11 protein-coding genes are annotated in these 17,997 nt (G+C 66.2%); 4 read left to right on the top strand and 7 right to left on the bottom strand.

The features are described from left to right. Position 1 precedes the first annotated feature (1 nt). Entirely contained in the window at positions 2–1,390 is a 1,389-nt protein-coding gene (locus tag J2Y55_RS22095; RefSeq protein WP_310158024.1) for a M20 family metallopeptidase, read from the bottom strand. Positions 1,391–1,539: 149 nt separating this feature from the next. On the opposite strand from J2Y55_RS22095, the gene J2Y55_RS22100 reads away from it, so the two are divergent. After that, positions 1,540–2,964 (top strand): SNF2-related protein, encoded by a 1,425-nt coding sequence (locus J2Y55_RS22100; RefSeq protein WP_310158026.1) that lies wholly within the window; start codon positions 1,540–1,542, stop codon positions 2,962–2,964. Between the two features lie 115 nt (positions 2,965–3,079). On the opposite strand, the gene malQ is transcribed toward J2Y55_RS22100, so the two are convergent. Both malQ and glgB read right to left on the bottom strand, forming a co-directional pair. Further along, positions 3,080–5,143: a 4-alpha-glucanotransferase gene (gene malQ / locus J2Y55_RS22105; protein WP_310158027.1), complete on the bottom strand. Its 2,064-nt coding sequence runs from the start codon at positions 5,141–5,143 to the stop codon at positions 3,080–3,082. Positions 5,144–5,273: 130 nt separating this feature from the next. After that, on the bottom strand, positions 5,274–7,487 hold the full coding sequence (gene glgB / locus J2Y55_RS22110) for a 1,4-alpha-glucan branching protein GlgB (protein ID WP_310158028.1): 2,214 nt from the start codon (positions 7,485–7,487) through the stop codon (positions 5,274–5,276). Between the two features lie 185 nt (positions 7,488–7,672). On the opposite strand from glgB, the gene J2Y55_RS22115 reads away from it, so the two are divergent. Beyond that, complete coding sequence (locus tag J2Y55_RS22115; protein ID WP_310158029.1) at positions 7,673–7,945, top strand: DUF2934 domain-containing protein; 273 nt, start codon at positions 7,673–7,675, stop codon at positions 7,943–7,945. 51 nt (positions 7,946–7,996) lie between these two features. Here J2Y55_RS22115 and glgA read toward each other — a convergent pair whose 3' ends face one another. Beyond that, positions 7,997–9,529, bottom strand: coding sequence for a glycogen synthase GlgA (glgA, locus tag J2Y55_RS22120; RefSeq protein WP_310158030.1), 1,533 nt, complete (start codon positions 9,527–9,529; stop codon positions 7,997–7,999). Positions 9,530–9,750: 221 nt separating this feature from the next. Here glgA and glgX (J2Y55_RS22125) point away from each other — a divergent pair, with 221 nt between their 5' ends. Beyond that, positions 9,751–11,838, top strand: a complete 2,088-nt coding sequence (gene glgX / locus J2Y55_RS22125) for a glycogen debranching protein GlgX (RefSeq protein WP_310158032.1) — start codon at positions 9,751–9,753, stop codon at positions 11,836–11,838. 109 nt (positions 11,839–11,947) lie between these two features. On the opposite strand, the gene glgX (J2Y55_RS22130) is transcribed toward glgX (J2Y55_RS22125), so the two are convergent. The 3 genes from glgX (J2Y55_RS22130) to J2Y55_RS22140 all read right to left on the bottom strand — a co-directional run bounded on the left by glgX (J2Y55_RS22130) (position 11,948) and on the right by J2Y55_RS22140 (position 16,769). Then, entirely contained in the window at positions 11,948–13,948 is a 2,001-nt protein-coding gene (glgX, locus tag J2Y55_RS22130) for a glycogen debranching protein GlgX (protein ID WP_310158033.1), read from the bottom strand. A gap of 5 nt (positions 13,949–13,953) precedes the next feature. After that, on the bottom strand, positions 13,954–16,431 hold the full coding sequence (locus J2Y55_RS22135; RefSeq protein WP_310158034.1) for a glycogen/starch/alpha-glucan phosphorylase: 2,478 nt from the start codon (positions 16,429–16,431) through the stop codon (positions 13,954–13,956). 158 nt (positions 16,432–16,589) lie between these two features. Then, positions 16,590–16,769 carry a hypothetical protein gene (locus J2Y55_RS22140; protein ID WP_310158036.1) on the bottom strand — a complete coding sequence of 60 codons (180 nt, stop codon included), beginning with the start codon at positions 16,767–16,769 and terminating at the stop codon, positions 16,590–16,592. A 139-nt stretch (positions 16,770–16,908) separates the two neighbouring features. On the opposite strand from J2Y55_RS22140, the gene J2Y55_RS22145 reads away from it, so the two are divergent. Continuing rightward, a complete protein-coding gene (locus J2Y55_RS22145) occupies positions 16,909–17,670 on the top strand; it encodes an SDR family NAD(P)-dependent oxidoreductase (RefSeq protein ID WP_310158037.1) in 762 nt (253 codons plus the stop codon). Positions 17,671–17,997 lie beyond the last annotated feature (327 nt).

Genomic DNA, 17,997 nt, shown 5'->3' on the forward strand with positions numbered 1-17,997 from the left:
CTCAGACCGGAGGGGCCGAGCCGTCGCCGATGTCCCAGTAGAGCCCGGCCATCAGCGTCAGGCCCTCGCGGGCGATCGCGACGGGAAGGTGCTCGTCCGGCGCATGCTGCGAGCAGCCGGGATAGGAATGCGGCACCCAGATCGTGCGCAGGCCAAGCACATCCGCGAAGATGTCGTTGGGCAGAGAGCCGCCGAGATTGGGCAGGAGCGCCGGCTTCTTGTTGGTGCTCTTGGCGATCGAAGCGAGGGCGAAATCCACCCAGGGGTCTTCCGGGTCGAGCCGAGTCGCGCCGAAGATCGCCTCGCGCGACAGCGAAACCTCAACCATCGGGAAGCCGTTGCGCTGCAGGTGGCGGCGCAGGGCCGGCACGATGTCGTTCTGATCGATGCCGACGACGAAGCGCAGTTGGCAGCGCGCCCAGGCGCTCGGCGGCACGGCGTTGACCGGCGTTTCCGGCACGCCGGATTTCATCGCCAGCACATCGAAGGAGCACCAGCCGAAGACTTGCTCGGCCGGGGTCAAGCCAGGCTCGCCCCAGTCGGGGTCTATCGTCGGGCCGTCCGGGCCACCATCGATCTCGCAGCCGACCAGCGCCTTGCGCACGGCGGCGGGCAGCTCCTTGGGCACCCATTCATGGATGCGGATCTGGCCGCCGGGGGAGGTGATCGAAGCGATGGCGTGGGCGAGCTGGATCGCCGGGTCGGAGAGGATGCCGCCCCAATTGCCGGAATGATGGCCGCCCTCGCGGGCGACGATCGAGAGATCGAAGGTGACGCCGCCGCGCGCGCCGAGAAAAACCGTCGGCCGCTCCGCATTGAGGCGCGGCCCGTCGGAGGCGATCAGCACATCGGCCTTGAACAGCTCCTTTTGCTCGGTGCAGAGCTCGCGCAGGCCGGGAGAGCCCGATTCCTCGCCCATCTCGATCAGATATTTGACGTTGAAGCCGAGCTTGCCGCGGGTTTCGAGGACGGCGCGCAAGGCATTGATGTTGATGACATGCTGGCCCTTGTTGTCGACGACACCGCGGCCATACCAGCGCCCGTCTTTCTCGACGAGGCGCCAGGGCGAGAGGCCTTCGCTCCATTGCGCGTCGAGCCCGCGAATGACGTCGCCATGGCCGTAGCCGAGGATCGTCGGCAGGGCCGGGTCCTCGATACGGGTGGCGAGCAGGAAAGGTCCGCGCGACAGCGGGTGGGTCAGCGTCTGGCAGGTGAAGCCAAGCCCCTCCATGAGCGGGCGCATCTCGGTCTCGAGATACTCCGCCAGAACCGGGGCGCGGTCGGGATTCTGGCTTTCCGTCGGCATGGCAACGAGCCGGGCAAGATCGGCCTTGAAGCGGCCGGTATCGAAATAGTCTTGCGCATGCGCGATCGCCTGGGCGCGGGTCATCTGTGGTCTCTCCATCGGGATCGGCCGCGCCTGCACGCGGTCGGCGACGACTTTGCCGGTGGACGCGCGTCTCGGCCAGTGCAAAAGAAGGGCGGCACAGTCTCATCCACGCATCGCAGCCGGCGGCGCCTCATTTCGCAGCACAGAGCATGGCCGACGACGGCGTTTCCCCTCGCTTGATCCCCCACGCCCATCAGCTCGTCGCGCGCGACGCGATTCTGGCTGCGCGCGCCAAGGCTGCGCCGGGTTTCCTGCTCGGCGACCTGACCGGGCTCGGCAAGACGCTCTCGGCCTGGCTCGCGCTCTCGGCCATGCCGGAGGACGAGATATTGGTGATCTGCCCGAAGGGGGCGATCCCGCAATGGCGGCGGACGATGGCGCTCTCGGGCCTGCCGGCGAAACGCGTCACGCTGATGAATTTCGAGCGGACGAAGTCGCTGCTGGCGGCTCCGGCCGACAGCAAGAAGCGCTCGATCCGGGCGAAGAACAACGAGCTTGCCAAGCATGGCGCACCCAAGCGCGTCTGGCCGCTCGTCGTGATCGACGAGGCGCATCGCATCCGCAACCCGAATTCGCAGCAGGGCCTGGTCTGCCGCCAGATGGCCGCGGCCGCGCGCTTCACCATCTATATGAGCGCTACCGCCGGCCAGTCGCCGCACGAGCTTTCCTATCTCGGGCCGCTGCTGGCGCGCGCGGCGGGCATGCCGAGCGCCGATCTCGACGGGTTTCGCGTGCTGATGAAGCAGCTCAGGATCGGCCGGGCGAAAGGGCGCTGGAAGAACTGGAGCTGGGAGCCCAACGAGGCCGATCGCAAGGTGATGGCCGGGCTGCTCTATCGCGGCGAGCGCGCCATCGGCCTGCGCCGCCGGCCCGAAGAGATCGCGGGCTGGCCGGAGGTGCAGCGCGAGCTTGCGCCGGTGGCGTTGGATAGCGCGGCGCGAAAACTCTATGATGCGACCTGGCGCGAATTCCGGCGCGAATTGGGGCTGGCTGGAGGCTCGACACGCAAGCCGCAGGGCTGGGCGGCCGATCTGCGCTTCCGCCAGAAGGCGAGCCTGCTGCGGATTCCGGGAACGGTCGATTTCTGCGACGATCTGCTCGGCAATGACGAGCAGGTCGCGGTCTCGGTCGCCTTCCTGGAAACCAGCGCCATGCTGGCCGAGGCCTTGCGCGGGCGTGGCTGGACGGTCGGCGAGATCAATGGCGAGCGCTCCGGTGCGGTCAATGAGGAGACGCGCGTCGCCTTCCAGACCGGCCGCCTCGACGCCGTGATCTTCACTGTGACGGAATCGATCTCGCTGCATTGCGGCGAGATGCCGGGCGGCGAGCGCGAGCGCTCGCTGGTGATCCACGACATGCGCCACTCCGCGATCCAGCTCCAGCAGATCGAGGGTCGCTGCCACCGCGACGGCCAGCACGCGACGATCTTCTATGCCTATGCCGAGGACACGGTCGAGGAGGCGGTCGCCGGCACCGTGATCGCGCGCATGGCGGCGATGGAAGGGCTGGCGGGCGACGATACGCGCATGCTGGAGACGATAGCGGGCATCGTCGAGGCGCGTGCGGCGGCGTAGCTGCAGCTACCGAGCGCCTCACCGTCATTGCGAGGAGCGCCGCGACGAAGCAATCCAAAGGGACTGCGCGAGACCTCTGGATTGCTTCGCTTCGCTCGCAATGACGGATAGTGCGTCATGGTTCCTCGCGCGGCGGGCCGAGATGGCGCAACTTTGCCTGCACCCTCGGATCATCGAGCAGCTGCCCCGCCTCGCCGTCGAGCCGATGCCGCCAGTTCGGCTTCTCCGTCGTCGTGCCGGGCACGTTGGGCTGCGTCCTGATGCCAAGCGCGTCCTCGACCGGCAGCATTTTCAGCGTGCAGGGCGTCCTGGCGATATAGCGGATGGCGGCGTCGACCACCGGGTCCGTATCGTCGGGAGCCGGACGCTCGCCCTCGACCAGCCCGGCATTCTGGAAGGCAGCCCAGAGCACGCCGCGATCCCAGGCGCGCACGCTTTCCTGGTCGCCGCCGTCGTCGCGCGGGTCGAGATCGCTCCCGGCCCACCAGCCGGCGGTGGGCGGCAGGTCATGGGTCGTGGTCAGGGCGACCGCACCGGCATCCCATTGTTCGGGCGGCACATAGCTGTGCTGCGTCTTCTCGAAGCGCAGCACGCGCAGGCCGGCGACGCCCTGCGCGCGCAGGTCGTCGCGAAAGCCGTTCGGCAGCGTGCCGAGATCCTCACCGATGACGATCGCTTTGTGCCGCCAGGATTCGAGCGCGATCAGGCGAAACAGCGTCTCAGTGGGGAAGCTGACATAGGCGCCGTCAAGCGCGCCTGCGCCTTCGGGGATCAGCCAGAGCCTGCTCATGCCCATGACATGGTCGATGCGGATGCCGCCGACATAGCGCAGGCTCGCGCGCAGCGTCTCGATGAAGGGCGCAAAGCCCGATGCAGCGAGGCCGCGTGGCGAGAAGGTGGTCAGGGCCCAGTTCTGCCCCTCCGCCGCATAATAGTCGGGCGGTGCGCCGATGCTGAGGCCACCCAGCACCTCATGCTGGCGGCTCCAGGCATGGCTGCCGGAGCCGTCCATGCCGATGGCGAGATCGGCGACGAGCCCGACCTTCATGCCGCTCTCGCGGCAGACCCGCTGAGCCTCGCCATAGGAGCGGCCGGTCAGCCATTGCAGGAAGATCTGATAGGCGACCTCGTCCTGATGCTCGGCGGCGAAGGCGGCGACTTCGGGGCTGTCGGGATCGCGATAGGCCGACCGCCAGTCGCGCCAGTTCCTGACGGCCGGGTCGCGGCGCAGCTCAGCCGCGTGCAAGATCTCAAAGACGGCATGGGCCTTCAGAAGTGGCGAGGCCTCAGCCAGATGGCGTTCGAAATCGGCTCGCGGAGCCTCGGCCGTGCAGGCGGGATCGCGCAGGGCGTCGAACAGCGCGCGCAGCAGCGTCCAATGCTGGGGTGTCGCGGCAAGCCAGTCGACCTGCGGCAGGGATCCGAGCTTCGCCATTTCGTCGGCGAGGCCGAGCTTCGCGATCACAGCCTGAATCAGCTCGCCTGGAAGAACGGCTGCGGGGGCGGCGTGAAGCGGATTGTAGAACAGGCGCGTGGAGGGCGAGTAGGGGCTGAAGAGGGCGGGCTCGGCTCCATAGAGTGCATGGACAGGGCTGATCGCCAAGGCATCGGCTCCCTGCCTGGCGGCGCTTCGGCCCAAGGCCGCGACGCCGGCGAAGTTGCCGATGCCGCCATCGCCGGCTGTTCGCAGCGAATAGATCTGGGCCGCCAGCCCCCAGCCGGGGGCGCCCGCATTCAGGTCGGCGAAGGTGATGCAACGCTCGGGTGCGGTCGCAACGGAGAAATCGCCCTCCGAGGTCCGGACGGTATGATAGCCGGGCTCGGCGAAGGCCGGCAGCGTCAAAGCGCCGTCATAGCCCTCCTCGGAGGTCACGACACGATGCGCGCCGCCCTCAAGCATGATCTCGACCGTCGTCCCGCCCGGTGCGCTCAGTGGCAGGCTGACCGGCTGGCCGACGCGCGCCGTGGTGAAGCGCGAGGTCGCTGCCGCATTCACACCGCTCTCCAGCATCGAGAGCGAGTTGCGCAGGGCCGAATCGCCGTCGGCCGGCAGGCCGAGCGCCGACAGGATGGCGCGCAGGCTCTCGGGTGTAACCGCGCGCTCCGCCCCGGTCTGGTCTGTCCACTGCGGCGCAACGCCGGCCTTGGCCGCAAGCTGGCGCAGGGTTTCGTCGCTCATCGAAGTCTCCGCAAGAGAGTTGTCACGGCGTCAGGCTTTTGACCCTGCCGTTTATCCTCATAATCGCACTGCCATCCCGGACCCGAGGGCTGCGTCCGGGATGGCGGCGCGGTGTTTGGAAGGATGAGCATCATCCCTGGCGGCCGGCGCTGTCATGCTCGAGCACGAGCAGGCCGAGCGGCGGCAACGTCAGCGACAGGCTCTGGCGCTGGCCATGCCGAGCGGCTGGGCTCGTCCGGCATTGCCCGCCATTACCGATATCGGCGCCGCCATAGACACCCGCGTCGCTGTTGAGCCGCTCGCGCCAGAGGCCGCTCCTGGGCACGCCGATGCGATAATCGTGGCGTGGCACCGGCGTCATGTTGGCGACGACGAGGATGTCGGGCGTGTCCGCGCCGCCCGAGCGGCGGAAGGCGAAGACCGAGTTGGCGCGGTCGTCGGCAATGACCCAGGCGAAGCCTTCAGGCGCATGGTCGAGGCGGTGGAGGGCGGGCGTAGAACGGTAGAGCGCATTGAGATCGCGTACGAGTTGCATCGCGCCACGGCGTCGCGCGTCGTCGGGGTGAGGCCAGGGGAAGGGAGCGTCGACGTTCCACTCTTCATCGGCTCCGAACTCGCAGCCCATGAAGAGCAGCTTCTTGCCGGGATGGCTCCACATCAGCGCCAGGCAGAGGCGTAAATTTGCGAAACGCTGCCCGTCGTCGCCCGGCATGCGCGAGAGCAGCGAGCCTTTGCCGTGCACGACCTCGTCATGCGAGATCGGCAGCACGAAATTCTCGGAGAAGGCGTAGAGCAGCCCGAAGGTGACGTCGTCGCCATGATGGCCGCGATGGATCGGATCACGCGCGAAGAAGCGCAGCGTGTCGTGCATCCACCCCATGTTCCATTTGAAATGGAAGCCGAGCCCGCCATGGTGGACCGGCGAGGTTACGCCGGCCCAGGCCGTCGATTCCTCGGCGATGGTGACTGCGCCGCGCCCGCGCGCGCCGATCAGCGTGTTGAGTTCCTGGAAGAAGCTGACGGCCTCCAGATTCTCGCGGCCGCCATATTGGTTGGGCACCCATTCGCCCGGCAGGCGGCTGTAGTCGCGGTAGAGCATCGATGCGACTGCATCGACGCGCAGGCCGTCGAGATGGAAGGTCTCGACCCACCACAGCGCCGAGGCGATCAGGAAGCCGCGCACCTCGCGCCGGCCGACATTGTAGATCAGCGTGTTCCAGTCGCGGTGGAAGCCCTCGCGCGGATCCTCGTGCTCGTAGAGCGCGCTGCCGTCGAAGCGAGCGAGCCCGTGCTCGTCGGAGGGGAAATGCGCCGGCACCCAGTCGAGGATCACGCCGATGCCGGCGGCATGGCAGCGATCGACGAAGCGGGCGAAGGCCTCGGGCGGGCCGAGCCGTGCGGTCGGGGCGTACATCCCCAGCGGCTGATAGCCCCAGGAGCCACCGAAAGGATGCTCGGTGATCGGCATCAATTCGACATGGCTGAAGCCCATATGCTGGAGATAGGGGATCAGCCGGTCGACCGCCTCGTCCCAGGAGCCCATCTGGCCCCATTCCGTGCGCAGCCAGGAGCCGACATGGACCTCGTAGCAGGCCATCGGCTCTGCCATCGGGTGGGCGCGCTCGCGATGTGCGAGCCAGGCTTCGTCGCTCCAGTTGAACTCGGCGGGAGCGGCGACGACAGAGCCGGTACGCGGCGGCGTCTCGGTGCGGCGGGCCAGCGGGTCGGCCTTCCAGGGCAGGTGTTCGCCCGAGGCCGCGGTGATCGCGTATTTATAGACCGCGCCCGCCTCGACGCTGGGGATGAACAGCTCCCAGACGCCTGGGCCGAGCCTGCGGCGCATCGGATGGCGGCGGCCGTCCCAGCCGTTGAAATCGCCGACGACCGCGACATGGGAGGCGTTGGGAGCCCAGACGGCAAAGAGCACGCCCTCGACGCCGTCGATCATGCGCAGATTGGCGCCGAGCCGCGTCGCGAGGTCAAAATGGCGGCCCTCGGCGAAGAGATAGATGTCGTCTTCGGAGAGCAGCAGGCCGAAGCTGTAGGGGTCGGCGCTCTCGGTGATGCCGCCAGGCCATGCGACACGCAGCCGGTATGGCCCCTCGGCAGGGGCGGGCGCCTCGAACAGGCCGTTGCCCTGGCCGATCATGGCGACCGCGCCGTGCTCCTCGCCGGCGAGGAGTTCGGCATAGTTCGCACCGGGCAGGAAGGCGCGCACGACAGTGACGTCGCCCACGGTATGGCGGCCCAGCACGGCGAAGGCATCGGGGTGGCGGCCCTCGTCCAGAAGGGCGAGATCGCGCGCCGGCAGGCTGGGGAGGCGGAGCTGAATCTGGCGCGTCATCTATCCTGGTCCCATCGTGAACCGGACCCCACAGAGGGTTCGGAATTCTCGATGATGCAACGCAACAGAGTCACGTTGCGTTCCGCGTTGGAGTGATTGTGTTCGGTGCCGCGCTGGACATGGAACCAAGCTTTGCAATTGCGGTTGACACATGGCGCGGGCGGCGCGCGACAGGGAGACATGCGATGAGCCGAGAACAGATCGTTCGTGACACCGCTTATGCGATCTGGGAAGCGGAGGGAAAGCCCGAGGGGCGCGATCTGGCGCATTGGCGGCAGGCTGAAGCGCGCGTCGCAGCGAGCGCGGCTGCGAAGGCCAAGCCCGCGGCCAAGGGCAATGCGACCAAGGGCAAGGCGCCCGTCTCCATCGCGCAAGCCTCGGCCAAAGCCGCGCCACCCGCCAAGACAGCTGCAACCAAGACAGCAGCAACCAAGGCCGCGCCCGCCAGGAAGGGCTGAGCGGGAAAGCGCGCCAGGGCTTGTGTCCGGCGAGCCAAAGAGCGGGTGAATTCAAGCCGCGAGGGCCCTGGCATAGACATCGGCATAGCGATGGGTCGGGCGTGCCCAGTCGAAGCGCTTGGCCATGGCGTGCTCGCGCATCTGCTTGAAGGCCCGCTTCGTCTTGAATGCCTGCAAGGCGCGCGTCACGGCCGCGGTCAACCCGGCGCCGGTCGGCGAGGAGAACAGGAAGCCGGAGAGGCCGTCCTCGATGGTGTCGACCAATCCTCCGGTGCGGTAGGCGATCGGCAGCGTGCCGAAGCGCTGAGCGTACATCTGGCTGAGCCCGCAAGGCTCGAAGCGCGACGGCATCAGCAGGAAATCGCTGGCGGCGAAGATGCGCCGCGCCTCGGCATCGTCGAAGCCGATGCGGGCGGCGATGGCATGAGGATTTTGCCGGGCGAGCCGCTCGATCGCGTCCTCCAATCGCGGCTCTCCGCGCCCGGTGACGATGAGCTGGCCACCATTGGCGACGATGGTCTCGGCCGCCTCGATCGACAGATCGATGCCTTTCTGGTGGACGAGGCGGGAGATGATCGAAAACAGCGGGCCGCGCGATTGCGGCAGATCGAAGGTCTGGCGGATATCGGTCGCGTTCTTCTGCTTCCACTGACGGATCAAACGCGTAGGCGTCTTTTCTCCGGCGATCGGCGAGGTCCAGCTATCGTCGATGCCGTTGACGATGCCGGTCAGGCGGCCTTCGTCCATCCGCGTCTTGAGCAGTCCTTCGAGGCCGCAGCCATGCTCTGCGGTGGTGATCTCGCGGGCATAGGTCTCGCTCACCGTGGTCACATGTGAACCGTAGAAGATGCCGGTCTTCAGGAAGGAGATCTTGCCGTGGAATTCGGCGCCGTTGACCGAGAAGGCGAGGTCGGGAATGCCGAGCGCGCTCATGCGCGCCGGCTGGTAGAGCCCCTGATAAGCCAGGTTGTGGATGGTCAGGATCGAGGGGGTGCTGAGCCCCTTCCAGCGCAGATAGCCCGGCGCCAAGGCCGAGGGCCAGTCATTGACGTGGATGATGTCGGGCTTCCAGTTGGGATCGGCTTCGCCCGCCGCGATCTCGGCTGCGGCCAATGACAGCCTGGCGAAGCGGATATCGTTGTCGGTGAAGTCGCCGCCTGCGAAGGGGCCATAAGGAGAGCCTTCGCGGTCATAGAGCTCGTCGCATAGCACCGCGTAGATGGTAAGTCCGTCAGGCGTATTGAAGCGGCCGAGCGACCAGGGCGGCAGGCTTGCCGTGCGCGGCAACTGCGCGACAATGTCCATGGACGGCTTGGCAGCGCGCACCTTCCTGAAGCCGGGGATGAGGACGCGGACATCGCAGAGCGCGCGCAATTGGCGCGGCAGGGCCGAGGAGACCTCGCCGAGGCCGCCGGCCTTGATGAAGTCGCCCATCTCCGAGGTGACGAAGAGAAGTCTGGTGGCCGACGGCAGGACGGAACGGGGATCGGGGACTCCATCCTTGACTGCCGCAGCATAGGTCAAGGCGTGGCCGGAGGTTGCTGAACTGGTGTCGATCACGGCCTGCATAGGCACTTCGGACATCGTCGCAATTCCCGCCTGAACGCTGATTTCAGAACACTTCGGAAAGATTAAAGTTCCATGTTGCAATGCAAAATATTGATGCAAATTCCGGGCCGATCCCCGGGAACTGCTTGGGCGGGGAGACGTTGCAGATGTCGCGGCAGGTGTAACGCACGATGCGGCGGATAAGGAGCAGCTGCCGCTGCGACCGCCGCCGCGCCTGCTCCGCCGAGAGGGCAGGCATGGCTGACAATAATGGCGCGCGCTTCGATATCGAGGCTGGGCAAGCGGGAGATCTGGGCGCGGTCTTCGACGGAAGCGGTACGAATTTCGCGCTGTTTTCGGCGTCTGCCGAGCGCGTCGAACTTTGCCTTTTCGACGAGAGCGGGCATAGCGAGATCGCCCGTATCACTCTACCGGAATATACCAATGAGGTCTGGCACGGCTATGTGCCGGGCGTGAGGCCGGGGCAACGCTATGGCTATCGCGTCCATGGCCGTTTTGCGCCGGAAGAGGGTCACCGTTTCAACCCCAACAAGTTGCTGCTCGACCCCTATGCCAGGGAATATGCCGGCGATATCGCCTGGAACGACGCCCATTACGGCTATGACGTCAACACCGAGGTCGACAAGGATTTGAGCTTCAGCGAGCTCGATAGTGCGCCGTTCACGCAAAAATGCGTGGTTTGCGATCTGTTCGCCGATCCGCAGGCGCCGGCCAAACCGTTGATTCCGTGGGATCGGACGATCTTTTACGAAACTCATGTGCGCGGTTTCACCAAGCTGCATCCGGCGGTGCCCGAGGATATGCGCGGAACTTTCGACGGGCTCGGGCAACAGGCGATCGTCGACTACATCAAGAGCCTTGGCGTGACCTCGGTCGAGCTTCTGCCGATCCATGCCTATCTCGACGACCACCATCTCGTCGCCAAGGGCCTGACCAATTACTGGGGCTACAACACGATCGGCTTCTTCGCGCCCGGGCAGCGCTACGAGGGGCGGGCTGGATTGGCGTCCTTCCGCGACATGGTGCGCAAATTCCACGATGCCGGCCTCGAGGTCATTCTCGACGTCGTCTACAATCACACGGCCGAGGGCAACGAGCTCGGCCCGACGCTCTCCTTCAAGGGCATCGACAACTTCTCCTATTACCGCACGCTGCCCGACGAGCCGCGCTTCTACATCAACGACACCGGCACCGGGAACACGGTCAACACCAGCCATCCGCGCGTGCTGCAGATGGTGCTGGATTCGCTGCGCTACTGGACCGAGGTGATGGAGGTTGACGGGTTCCGCTTCGATCTCGGCACCATCCTGGGTCGTGAGCCGCACGGCTTCGACCAACGCGGCGGCTTTTTCGATGCGATGGGCCAGGATCCGGTTCTGCGCAAGGTCAAGCTCGTCGGGGAGCCCTGGGACATCGGGCCGGGAGGCTACCAGGTCGGTGGTTTTCCGCCCGGCTGGGCCGAGTGGAACGACAAGTATCGCGACACCACGCGAGCCTATTGGAAGAGCGAGGAGGGCATCATCCGCGATCTCGCGGCGCGCGTGACGGGTTCAGGCGATGTTTATGATCTGCGCGGGCGCAGGCCTTGGTCGAGCGTCAACTTCATCACTGCTCATGACGGCTTCACGCTGAACGATGTCGTCTCCTACAACGAGAAGCACAATGACGCGAACGGAGAGGACAACCAGGACGGGCACGGGCATAATCTGTCCTTCAATTTTGGCGTCGAGGGACCCAGCGATGACGAGAGCGTCATTGCCGCGCGCGAACGCCAGAAGCGCAATCTGCTCGCGACCCTGCTGCTCTCGCATGGCACGCCGCTGATCCTGGCAGGTGACGAGCTCGGCCATTCGCAGGATGGCAACAACAATGTCTACTGCCAGGACAACGAGCTCGCCTGGATCAAATGGGACGAGCTGACCGAGCGCGACAAGGCGCTGACCGCCTTCGTGCGCCGCATCACCAGCTTGCGCGCAGAGCACGCGATCTTCCGGCGCGCCAGTTTCCGCGATGGCTGCGTGCTGCGCTGGGTCAACCCGGCCGGCGGCGACCAGCAAGAGGAGCATTGGGACGATGAGGGCGTGCGCGCCATCGGGCTCCTGATGCACACGCCAGACGTCGAGCAAGGCGGCGACGAGGCGCTGATCCTGTTCAATGCCTTCGACGGCGAGGTGGTGTTCAAGTTGCCGACGCGGGTGAAGCAGGGGGCCTGGTCGGTTGTGCTCGACACCGAGACCGGACCAGGCTCGGATGAGGGGCGCAAGGGCTTGAAGGCCGAGAGCGAACTGACGCTCTCGGCAAGGTCCCTGATCGTACTGATGTAAGCGGGCACCTGAGCAGATCTGATCAGAGATTCTCAGCTCTGCGCGGAGTTTATCCTTGGGCCGATCGAAGATCGGACCCGAGGGCTTCGCCAAGGAACGGCGGCGTAGGTCAGGAGGTCTCTGCAAACAGCAAAACGCTGCGTGGCTGCAGCTGGGCTGTTTCTCCGGCGGAGGAGCTGCAGAAGACTTGGCGCCAGGCTCTTCGCGCCAAGGCGTCCGGCGGCACAAAGATTGCCGGTTCATCTCGGCGATTGAACGCGATCAGCACGGCGTTATCGGGGCCTGTAAGCAGCAGCCCAAAAATATCGAGCCCGCGCCAGTCGGCGTCGGCAAGGGGCGTCCCATCGGCGTGAATCCAGGTCGCATCCGGACGTTCCGAGCCCTCCGAAGGCTGCCCTGTCAGAAAGCTCTCGCCACGGATCAGGGCGTACTCTTCGCGCAGGGCGGCCAGCCGGGCGACGAAGGCGATTAACTCCTGATCCGCTCCCTGCCAATCCAGCCAGAACCGGTCATTGTCCTGGGCATAGGCGTTGTTGTTGCCGAACTGTTTCCGGCCGAATTCGTCGCCGGCCGTCAGCATCGGAATGCCGCGCGAGAGGAACAGGGTCGCCAGCAGCGCACGGATGTCGCGATCGCGCGCGGCCTTCACCGCCGCGTCGTCGCTGGCGCCTTCGATGCCGTTGTTCCAGCTGTGGCTGTCATTGTCGCCGTCGCGGTTGCTCTCGCCATTGGCCTCATTGTGCTTGGCAGCGTAGGCGACGAGGTCGGCGAGCGTGAAGCCGTCATGGGCGGCGAGGAAATTGATGCTGGCATTGGGCCCGCGATGCCGACTGGCGAAGAGGTCGGCCGAGCCCGACAAACGCGTCGCCAGCGCGCCTGCCGCCCCTTCATCGCCGCGCCAGAAGCGGCGGACATCGTCGCGATAGCGGCCGTTCCATTCGGCGAAGGGAGCGGGGAATTCGCCGAGTTGGTAGCCGCCGGGGCCGATGTCCCAGGGCTCTGCGATGAGCAGAGCATTGGCGAGGTCGGGGTCCTGCAGGATAGCGGCGAACAGCGGCGCTTCGGCTGAGAAGCCGATATCGGAGCGACCCATCACCGTGCCGAGATCGAAGCGGAAGCCCGCGACGCCGCAGGCCCGCCAATGCCGCAGCGCATCCGTCGCCATGCGCAGAACCGGCGCGCGGTCGAGCGCCAGCGTATGGCCGCAGCCGGTGTCGTTGATCAGCTTGCCTGGATCGTCCGTGGCGTGGCGGTAATAGACGGCGTTATCCAGGCCGCGCAGGCAGATCGTCGCGCCATGCTCGTCGCTCTCGGCGGTGTGGTTGAGGACGATGTCGAGGATGACGCCGATGCCAGCCTGCGCATAGGTCGCGCAGAGCGCGCGCAGATCGGCTTCGGCGCCGGGAGCGAGGCGCGGATCGAGCGCGAAGAAATTGACCGGGTTGTAGCCCCAGGCATTGCTCAGCCCGAGCGGCGGCAGATGGCGCTCATCCATCCAGGCCGCGACCGGCATCAATTCGACATGACTGACGCCGAGCCGTTGCAGATGGTGGAGGACGGGCTCGGCGGTGAGCGCCGCCAGGGTTCCGCGCAGGGGCTGCGGGACGCCGGGATGGCGCATCGTGAAGGATTTGACGCCGAGTTCGTAGATGAAGGCGGGCGCCCGCTCCCGCCCCGGCCTGATCTGGGCTGGCTCGGGTCGCACGACGATGCAGCGTGGTACGAGTGCGGCAGTGTCTGCCCCAGTCGAGGGTGGAGTCGCCAAGGCGGGATCCCAGCGAAAGGCCCGGTCGATCAGCGTCGCATAGGGATCGACCAGCAGCTTGGTCGCATCGAAGCGGTGGCCGCGTTCGGGCTGCCAGGGTCCTTCGACACGTAGGCCGTAGCGCAGGCCGGGTTTCGCGCCCGGCAGCAGGCCGTGATGGATGTCGCCGCTGCGGCAGGGCAGGGGCAGGCGCGCAATCTCGCGCTCGCCGTCATCGTCGAACAGGCAGAGCTGAACGCTGTCGCCATTGCGCGAGAACACAGCGAACGCGACGCCGTCCTGCGTGATGCTCGCGCCCATCCGCGCCGGCAGGGCGCAGGGCGCGAGCCGCCGGGCCTCGGCCAAGCGGGTCAGCCTTGCGGCGCCGGGCGCGCCGGCACATGCCAGATGCGCTCGGCATATTCGCGGATCGAGCGGTCGGCGCTGAACCAGCCGCAATGAGCGGTGTTGATGATGGAGCTCTTCCACCAGCCCGCCTGGTCGGTCCAGAGCGCATCGACGCGGCGCTGTGCCTGACGATAGCTCTCGAAATCGTTCAACACCATGAACCAGTCATTGGCGCGCAGGCCCGCAATGAGGCCCTGATAGCGGTCGCGCTCGCGCGGCGAATAGGCGCCGCCGGCGACGGCGTCGAGCACGCCTTCGAGATGCGGGGCGGAGCGGATGACCTCCTCAGTCGGGCGCGGATCGCGCTTGGCGGCCTCGACCTCTTCTGCGGTCATGCCGAAGATGATGATATTATCGGCGCCGACGCGCTCGCCGATCTCGATATTGGCGCCGTCGAGCGTGCCGATGGTCAGTGCGCCGTTGAGCGCGAACTTCATGTTGCCTGTGCCCGATGCCTCCATGCCGGCAGTCGAGATCTGCTCGGAGAGGTCGGCGGCGGGAATGATGATTTCGGCTGCGCTGACATTGTAGTTCGGCAGGAACACGACCTTGAGCCGGTCGCGGGTGGTGATGTCGTTGTTCACCACATTCGCGACGTCGTTGATCAGGTTGATGATCGCTTTCGCCGTGCCGTAGTTGGAGGCGGCCTTGCCGGCGAAGATCTTCACGCGCGGTGCCCAGTCACGATAGGGCTCGGAGCGGATCGCGTCATAGAGCGCGATCGTCTCCAGGATGTTGAGCAGCTGGCGCTTGTATTCGTGGATGCGCTTGATCTGCACGTCGAACAGGGCCGCAGGATCGACCGCGACGCCGGTCTCCTGGCGGATCACCTGCGCCAGCTTCAGTTTGTTCTGGCGGCGGATTTCGACCAGGCGCTCATGCAGGGCGGTATCTCCGGCATGAGCCGCGAGCTTATGGATCTGGGTGATGTCGTCGCTCACGCCTGGGCCGCAGACATCCTGCAGCAGCTTGGTCAGGCCCGGATTGGCGCTGAGCAGCCAGCGCCGCGGCGTGATGCCGTTGGTGACGTTGGTGATGCGGTCGGGGAAGATGGCATGGAGCGGCGCGAAGACCGTCTCCTGCATCAAGCGCGAATGCAGGGCCGAGACGCCGTTGACCGTATGCGAGCCGACGAAGGCGAGATGAGCCATGCGCACGCGCCGGCCATGGGATTCGTCGATCAGCGAGATCGTCGAAAGCTCGACCTTGTCGCCGCCGGTCGAGCGGCGCACGCCGTCGAGGAAGCGCGCATTGATGCCGAAGATGATCTGCATGTGGCGCGGCAAGAGCCGTTCCATCAGCGCCACCGGCCAAGTCTCGAGCGCCTCGGGCAGGAGGGTGTGGTTGGTGTAGGAGATCGTGCCGTTGGTGATCGTCCAGGCGTCCTCCCAGGAGAGGCCGCGCTCGTCAATCAGGAGGCGCATCAGTTCGGCGACAGCGAGCGCCGGATGCGTATCGTTGAGCTGGATCGCGGCCTTGTCGGGCAGGTTGTCGAGCTCGCCGAACTGGCGGTAGTGCCGGCGCACAAGGTCCTGCAGCGAGGCCGAGGTGAAGAAGAACTCCTGGCGCAGGCGCAATTCCTGTCCGGCCGGCGTCGAGTCGTTCGGATACAGAACCTTGGAGATCGCCTCGGCGCGGTTTCGCTCGGCCACGGCCCCTATGAGGTCGCCCTGGTTGAAGGCGTCGAGTTTCAGCGGGTGCATGGCGCGGGCGCGCCAGAGCCGCAAGGTGGTGGCGTCGCGGCCGCGCCAGCCGATGATCGGTGTGTCATAGGCGACGGCGAAGACTGTCTCTTCCGGCTCCCAGACGACCTCTCCCGGCATCTCCGTACCGGAGACCGAGCCGCCGAAGCCGATCTGATAGGCGCTTTCGCGGCGTTCGAACTCCCAGGGGTTGCGGAAGGAGAGCCAGTCCTCGGGCACCTCGACCTGCTTGCCTGCGTCGATCACCTGCTTGAACAGGCCATGGTCGTAACGGATGCCGTAGCCAAGCGCGGGAACGCCGGTCGAGGCCATGGCCTCAAGATAGCAGGCGGCAAGGCGCCCCAGGCCGCCATTGCCCAGCGCCGCGTCGGGCTCGATCGTCTCGATCGCGCCGAGATCGACGCCGAGATCGGCCATGGCCTGCGCCACCGGACCGGTGAGGCCGAGATTGTTCAGCGCGTCGGCGAGCGAGCGGCCGATCAGGAATTCGAGCGAGAGATAGTAAACCCGCTTGCGGCCGGTCTGGTAGCTCTCATGGGTCGAGCGTTGCCAGACATCGACGACATGGTCGCGCACGGCGAGGATGACTGCGGTCACCCAATCATGCGGCTGCGCGACGGAGGGATTCTTGCCGAGCGAATAGGTCAGCTTCCTGACGATCTCGGCCTTGAGCGTTTCGACCAGATCTTTCGATTCAACGGCGGATGCCGGCCTTGCTTCGGAGACTGTCTCGGTCAAGCGTGGAATCCCGGCTGTTTCGCTGCCGCGAGTGTCGAGGCAACGCCCGATCAAGTCCAGCCGAAACCACCGCACTGCAGCATCTTTCGCAGGGGCTCGGCCAAGCGGATGAAAACCGGCGACCATCCGGCTGCCGGCTTTTCGCGGATGCACTCCGCTCAGTTGGTCTGGCTGCGGGGTTCCTCGCGCGCTGCCCCGCTCATGTTCTTGGCGTTGGTCACCGCTGAATCGGCGAGGCCGACGATGCTGGTCCAGGCGCTACGCGTATAGGCGCCTTGATGCACAACCGCATCATAGCCGATCGCGAGAACCGCGATGATCAAAAGAAGCCGGAACATCAACTATCCCTCCCATGTCTACCCATTACGATCAACGCGCCCCGGCCCGGACAGTTCCTTTCCAGGTCAGCGGGCGGGCTGTTGACCCGCCCGGCTTCGCGGTGTCCCCTCGCTACGGGGATGGAAACAGGGAACCGGCATGTTCGAGGATCTGAAGGGCAAGCGCGTGCTGGTGACGGGCGCGTCGTCGGGCCTGGGCGCGCATTTCGTCACGCTGCTGGCGGGGCAGGGCGCCGAGGTCGTGGCGGCAGCGCGACGGCTCGACCGGTTGAGCGCGCTGGCGCGGGCCTGCGAAGGCCTTCCCGGTAGGGTGAGGCCGCTTGCCCTGGATGTCGCTTCCGTCGCTGCGATCGAGGCCGGGCTTGCCGAGGCGAGTGCGGCGATGGGCGGGCTCGACGTGCTGATCAACAATGCCGGCGTCGCCGAGCCCGAACGCGCGCTCGAGCTGAGCGAGGCGCAATGGGATGCGCATCTCGATGTCAATCTGAAGGGCTGCTTCTTTGCCGCGCAGGCCGCGGCGCGGATCATGGCGAAGCAGGATGGCGGCGGCGCGATCGTCAACATCGCCTCGATCCTGGGCGAGCGGGTCGCGATCTCGGTCGCGCCCTACGCGGCGGCGAAAGCCGGCCTGATCCAGCTCACCAAGGCGCTGGCGCTGGAATGGGCGCGCCACAAAGTCCGGGTGAATGCGCTGGCGCCAGGCTATGTCATCACCGATCTCAACCGCGATTTCTTCGAGACCGAGCCGGGACAGGCGCTGATCAAGCGCATCCCGATGCGCCGCGCCGCCGATCTCGGCGATCTCGACGGAGCGCTGCTGCTGCTCTGCGCCGATGCCTCGCGCTTCATGACCGGGTCGGTCATCGCTGTCGATGGCGGGCATCTGGTCAGCGGGCTGTAGTTTACGTCACGGTGGCAGTGAGGCTTGGAACCGCCGGGAACCCTCTCCAATCCAAGTCGGATGTTTCCGACTTGGGTCAATATCTCTGCCAATCTCGGGCAAGCCCGAGATTGGTGGGAGAGGGCAGGGTGAGGGGTAGGCCGTTTGACGTTTTGGCCGTGCGCCAACCGCTGTGAGGCTTCCACGCAACTGGTCAAGGGGCCGACCCCTCACCCCTGCCCCTCTCCTTACAGAGACCTTTGCATAACCGGCAGTGTCGTGATTCCCTTTGGATAAAGGGGATTGATCGCGATGCACCGGGTTTCAGGGCAGCCGAGTTTTCTGGAC

Source organism: Allobosea sp. BE125 (assembly GCF_031456075.1).
In the GTDB taxonomy this organism is placed as follows: Bacteria; Pseudomonadota; Alphaproteobacteria; order Rhizobiales; family Beijerinckiaceae; genus Allobosea.

What these genes read in the sequence shown, in the direction of transcription:
- J2Y55_RS22140 (WP_310158036.1), bottom strand. Translation starts at nt 16,769, where the DNA reads ATGTTCCGGCTTCTTTTGATCATCGCGGTTCTCGCGATCGGCTATGAT.
- J2Y55_RS22115 (WP_310158029.1), top strand. Translation starts at nt 7,673, where the DNA reads ATGAGCCGAGAACAGATCGTTCGTGACACCGCTTATGCGATCTGGGAA.
- glgB (WP_310158028.1), bottom strand. Translation starts at nt 7,487, where the DNA reads ATGACGCGCCAGATTCAGCTCCGCCTCCCCAGCCTGCCGGCGCGCGAT.
- malQ (WP_310158027.1), bottom strand. Translation starts at nt 5,143, where the DNA reads ATGAGCGACGAAACCCTGCGCCAGCTTGCGGCCAAGGCCGGCGTTGCG.
- glgA (WP_310158030.1), bottom strand. Translation starts at nt 9,529, where the DNA reads ATGTCCGAAGTGCCTATGCAGGCCGTGATCGACACCAGTTCAGCAACC.
- J2Y55_RS22145 (WP_310158037.1), top strand. Translation starts at nt 16,909, where the DNA reads ATGTTCGAGGATCTGAAGGGCAAGCGCGTGCTGGTGACGGGCGCGTCG.
- glgX (WP_310158032.1), top strand. Translation starts at nt 9,751, where the DNA reads ATGGCTGACAATAATGGCGCGCGCTTCGATATCGAGGCTGGGCAAGCG.
- J2Y55_RS22100 (WP_310158026.1), top strand. Translation starts at nt 1,540, where the DNA reads ATGGCCGACGACGGCGTTTCCCCTCGCTTGATCCCCCACGCCCATCAG.
- J2Y55_RS22095 (WP_310158024.1), bottom strand. Translation starts at nt 1,390, where the DNA reads ATGACCCGCGCCCAGGCGATCGCGCATGCGCAAGACTATTTCGATACC.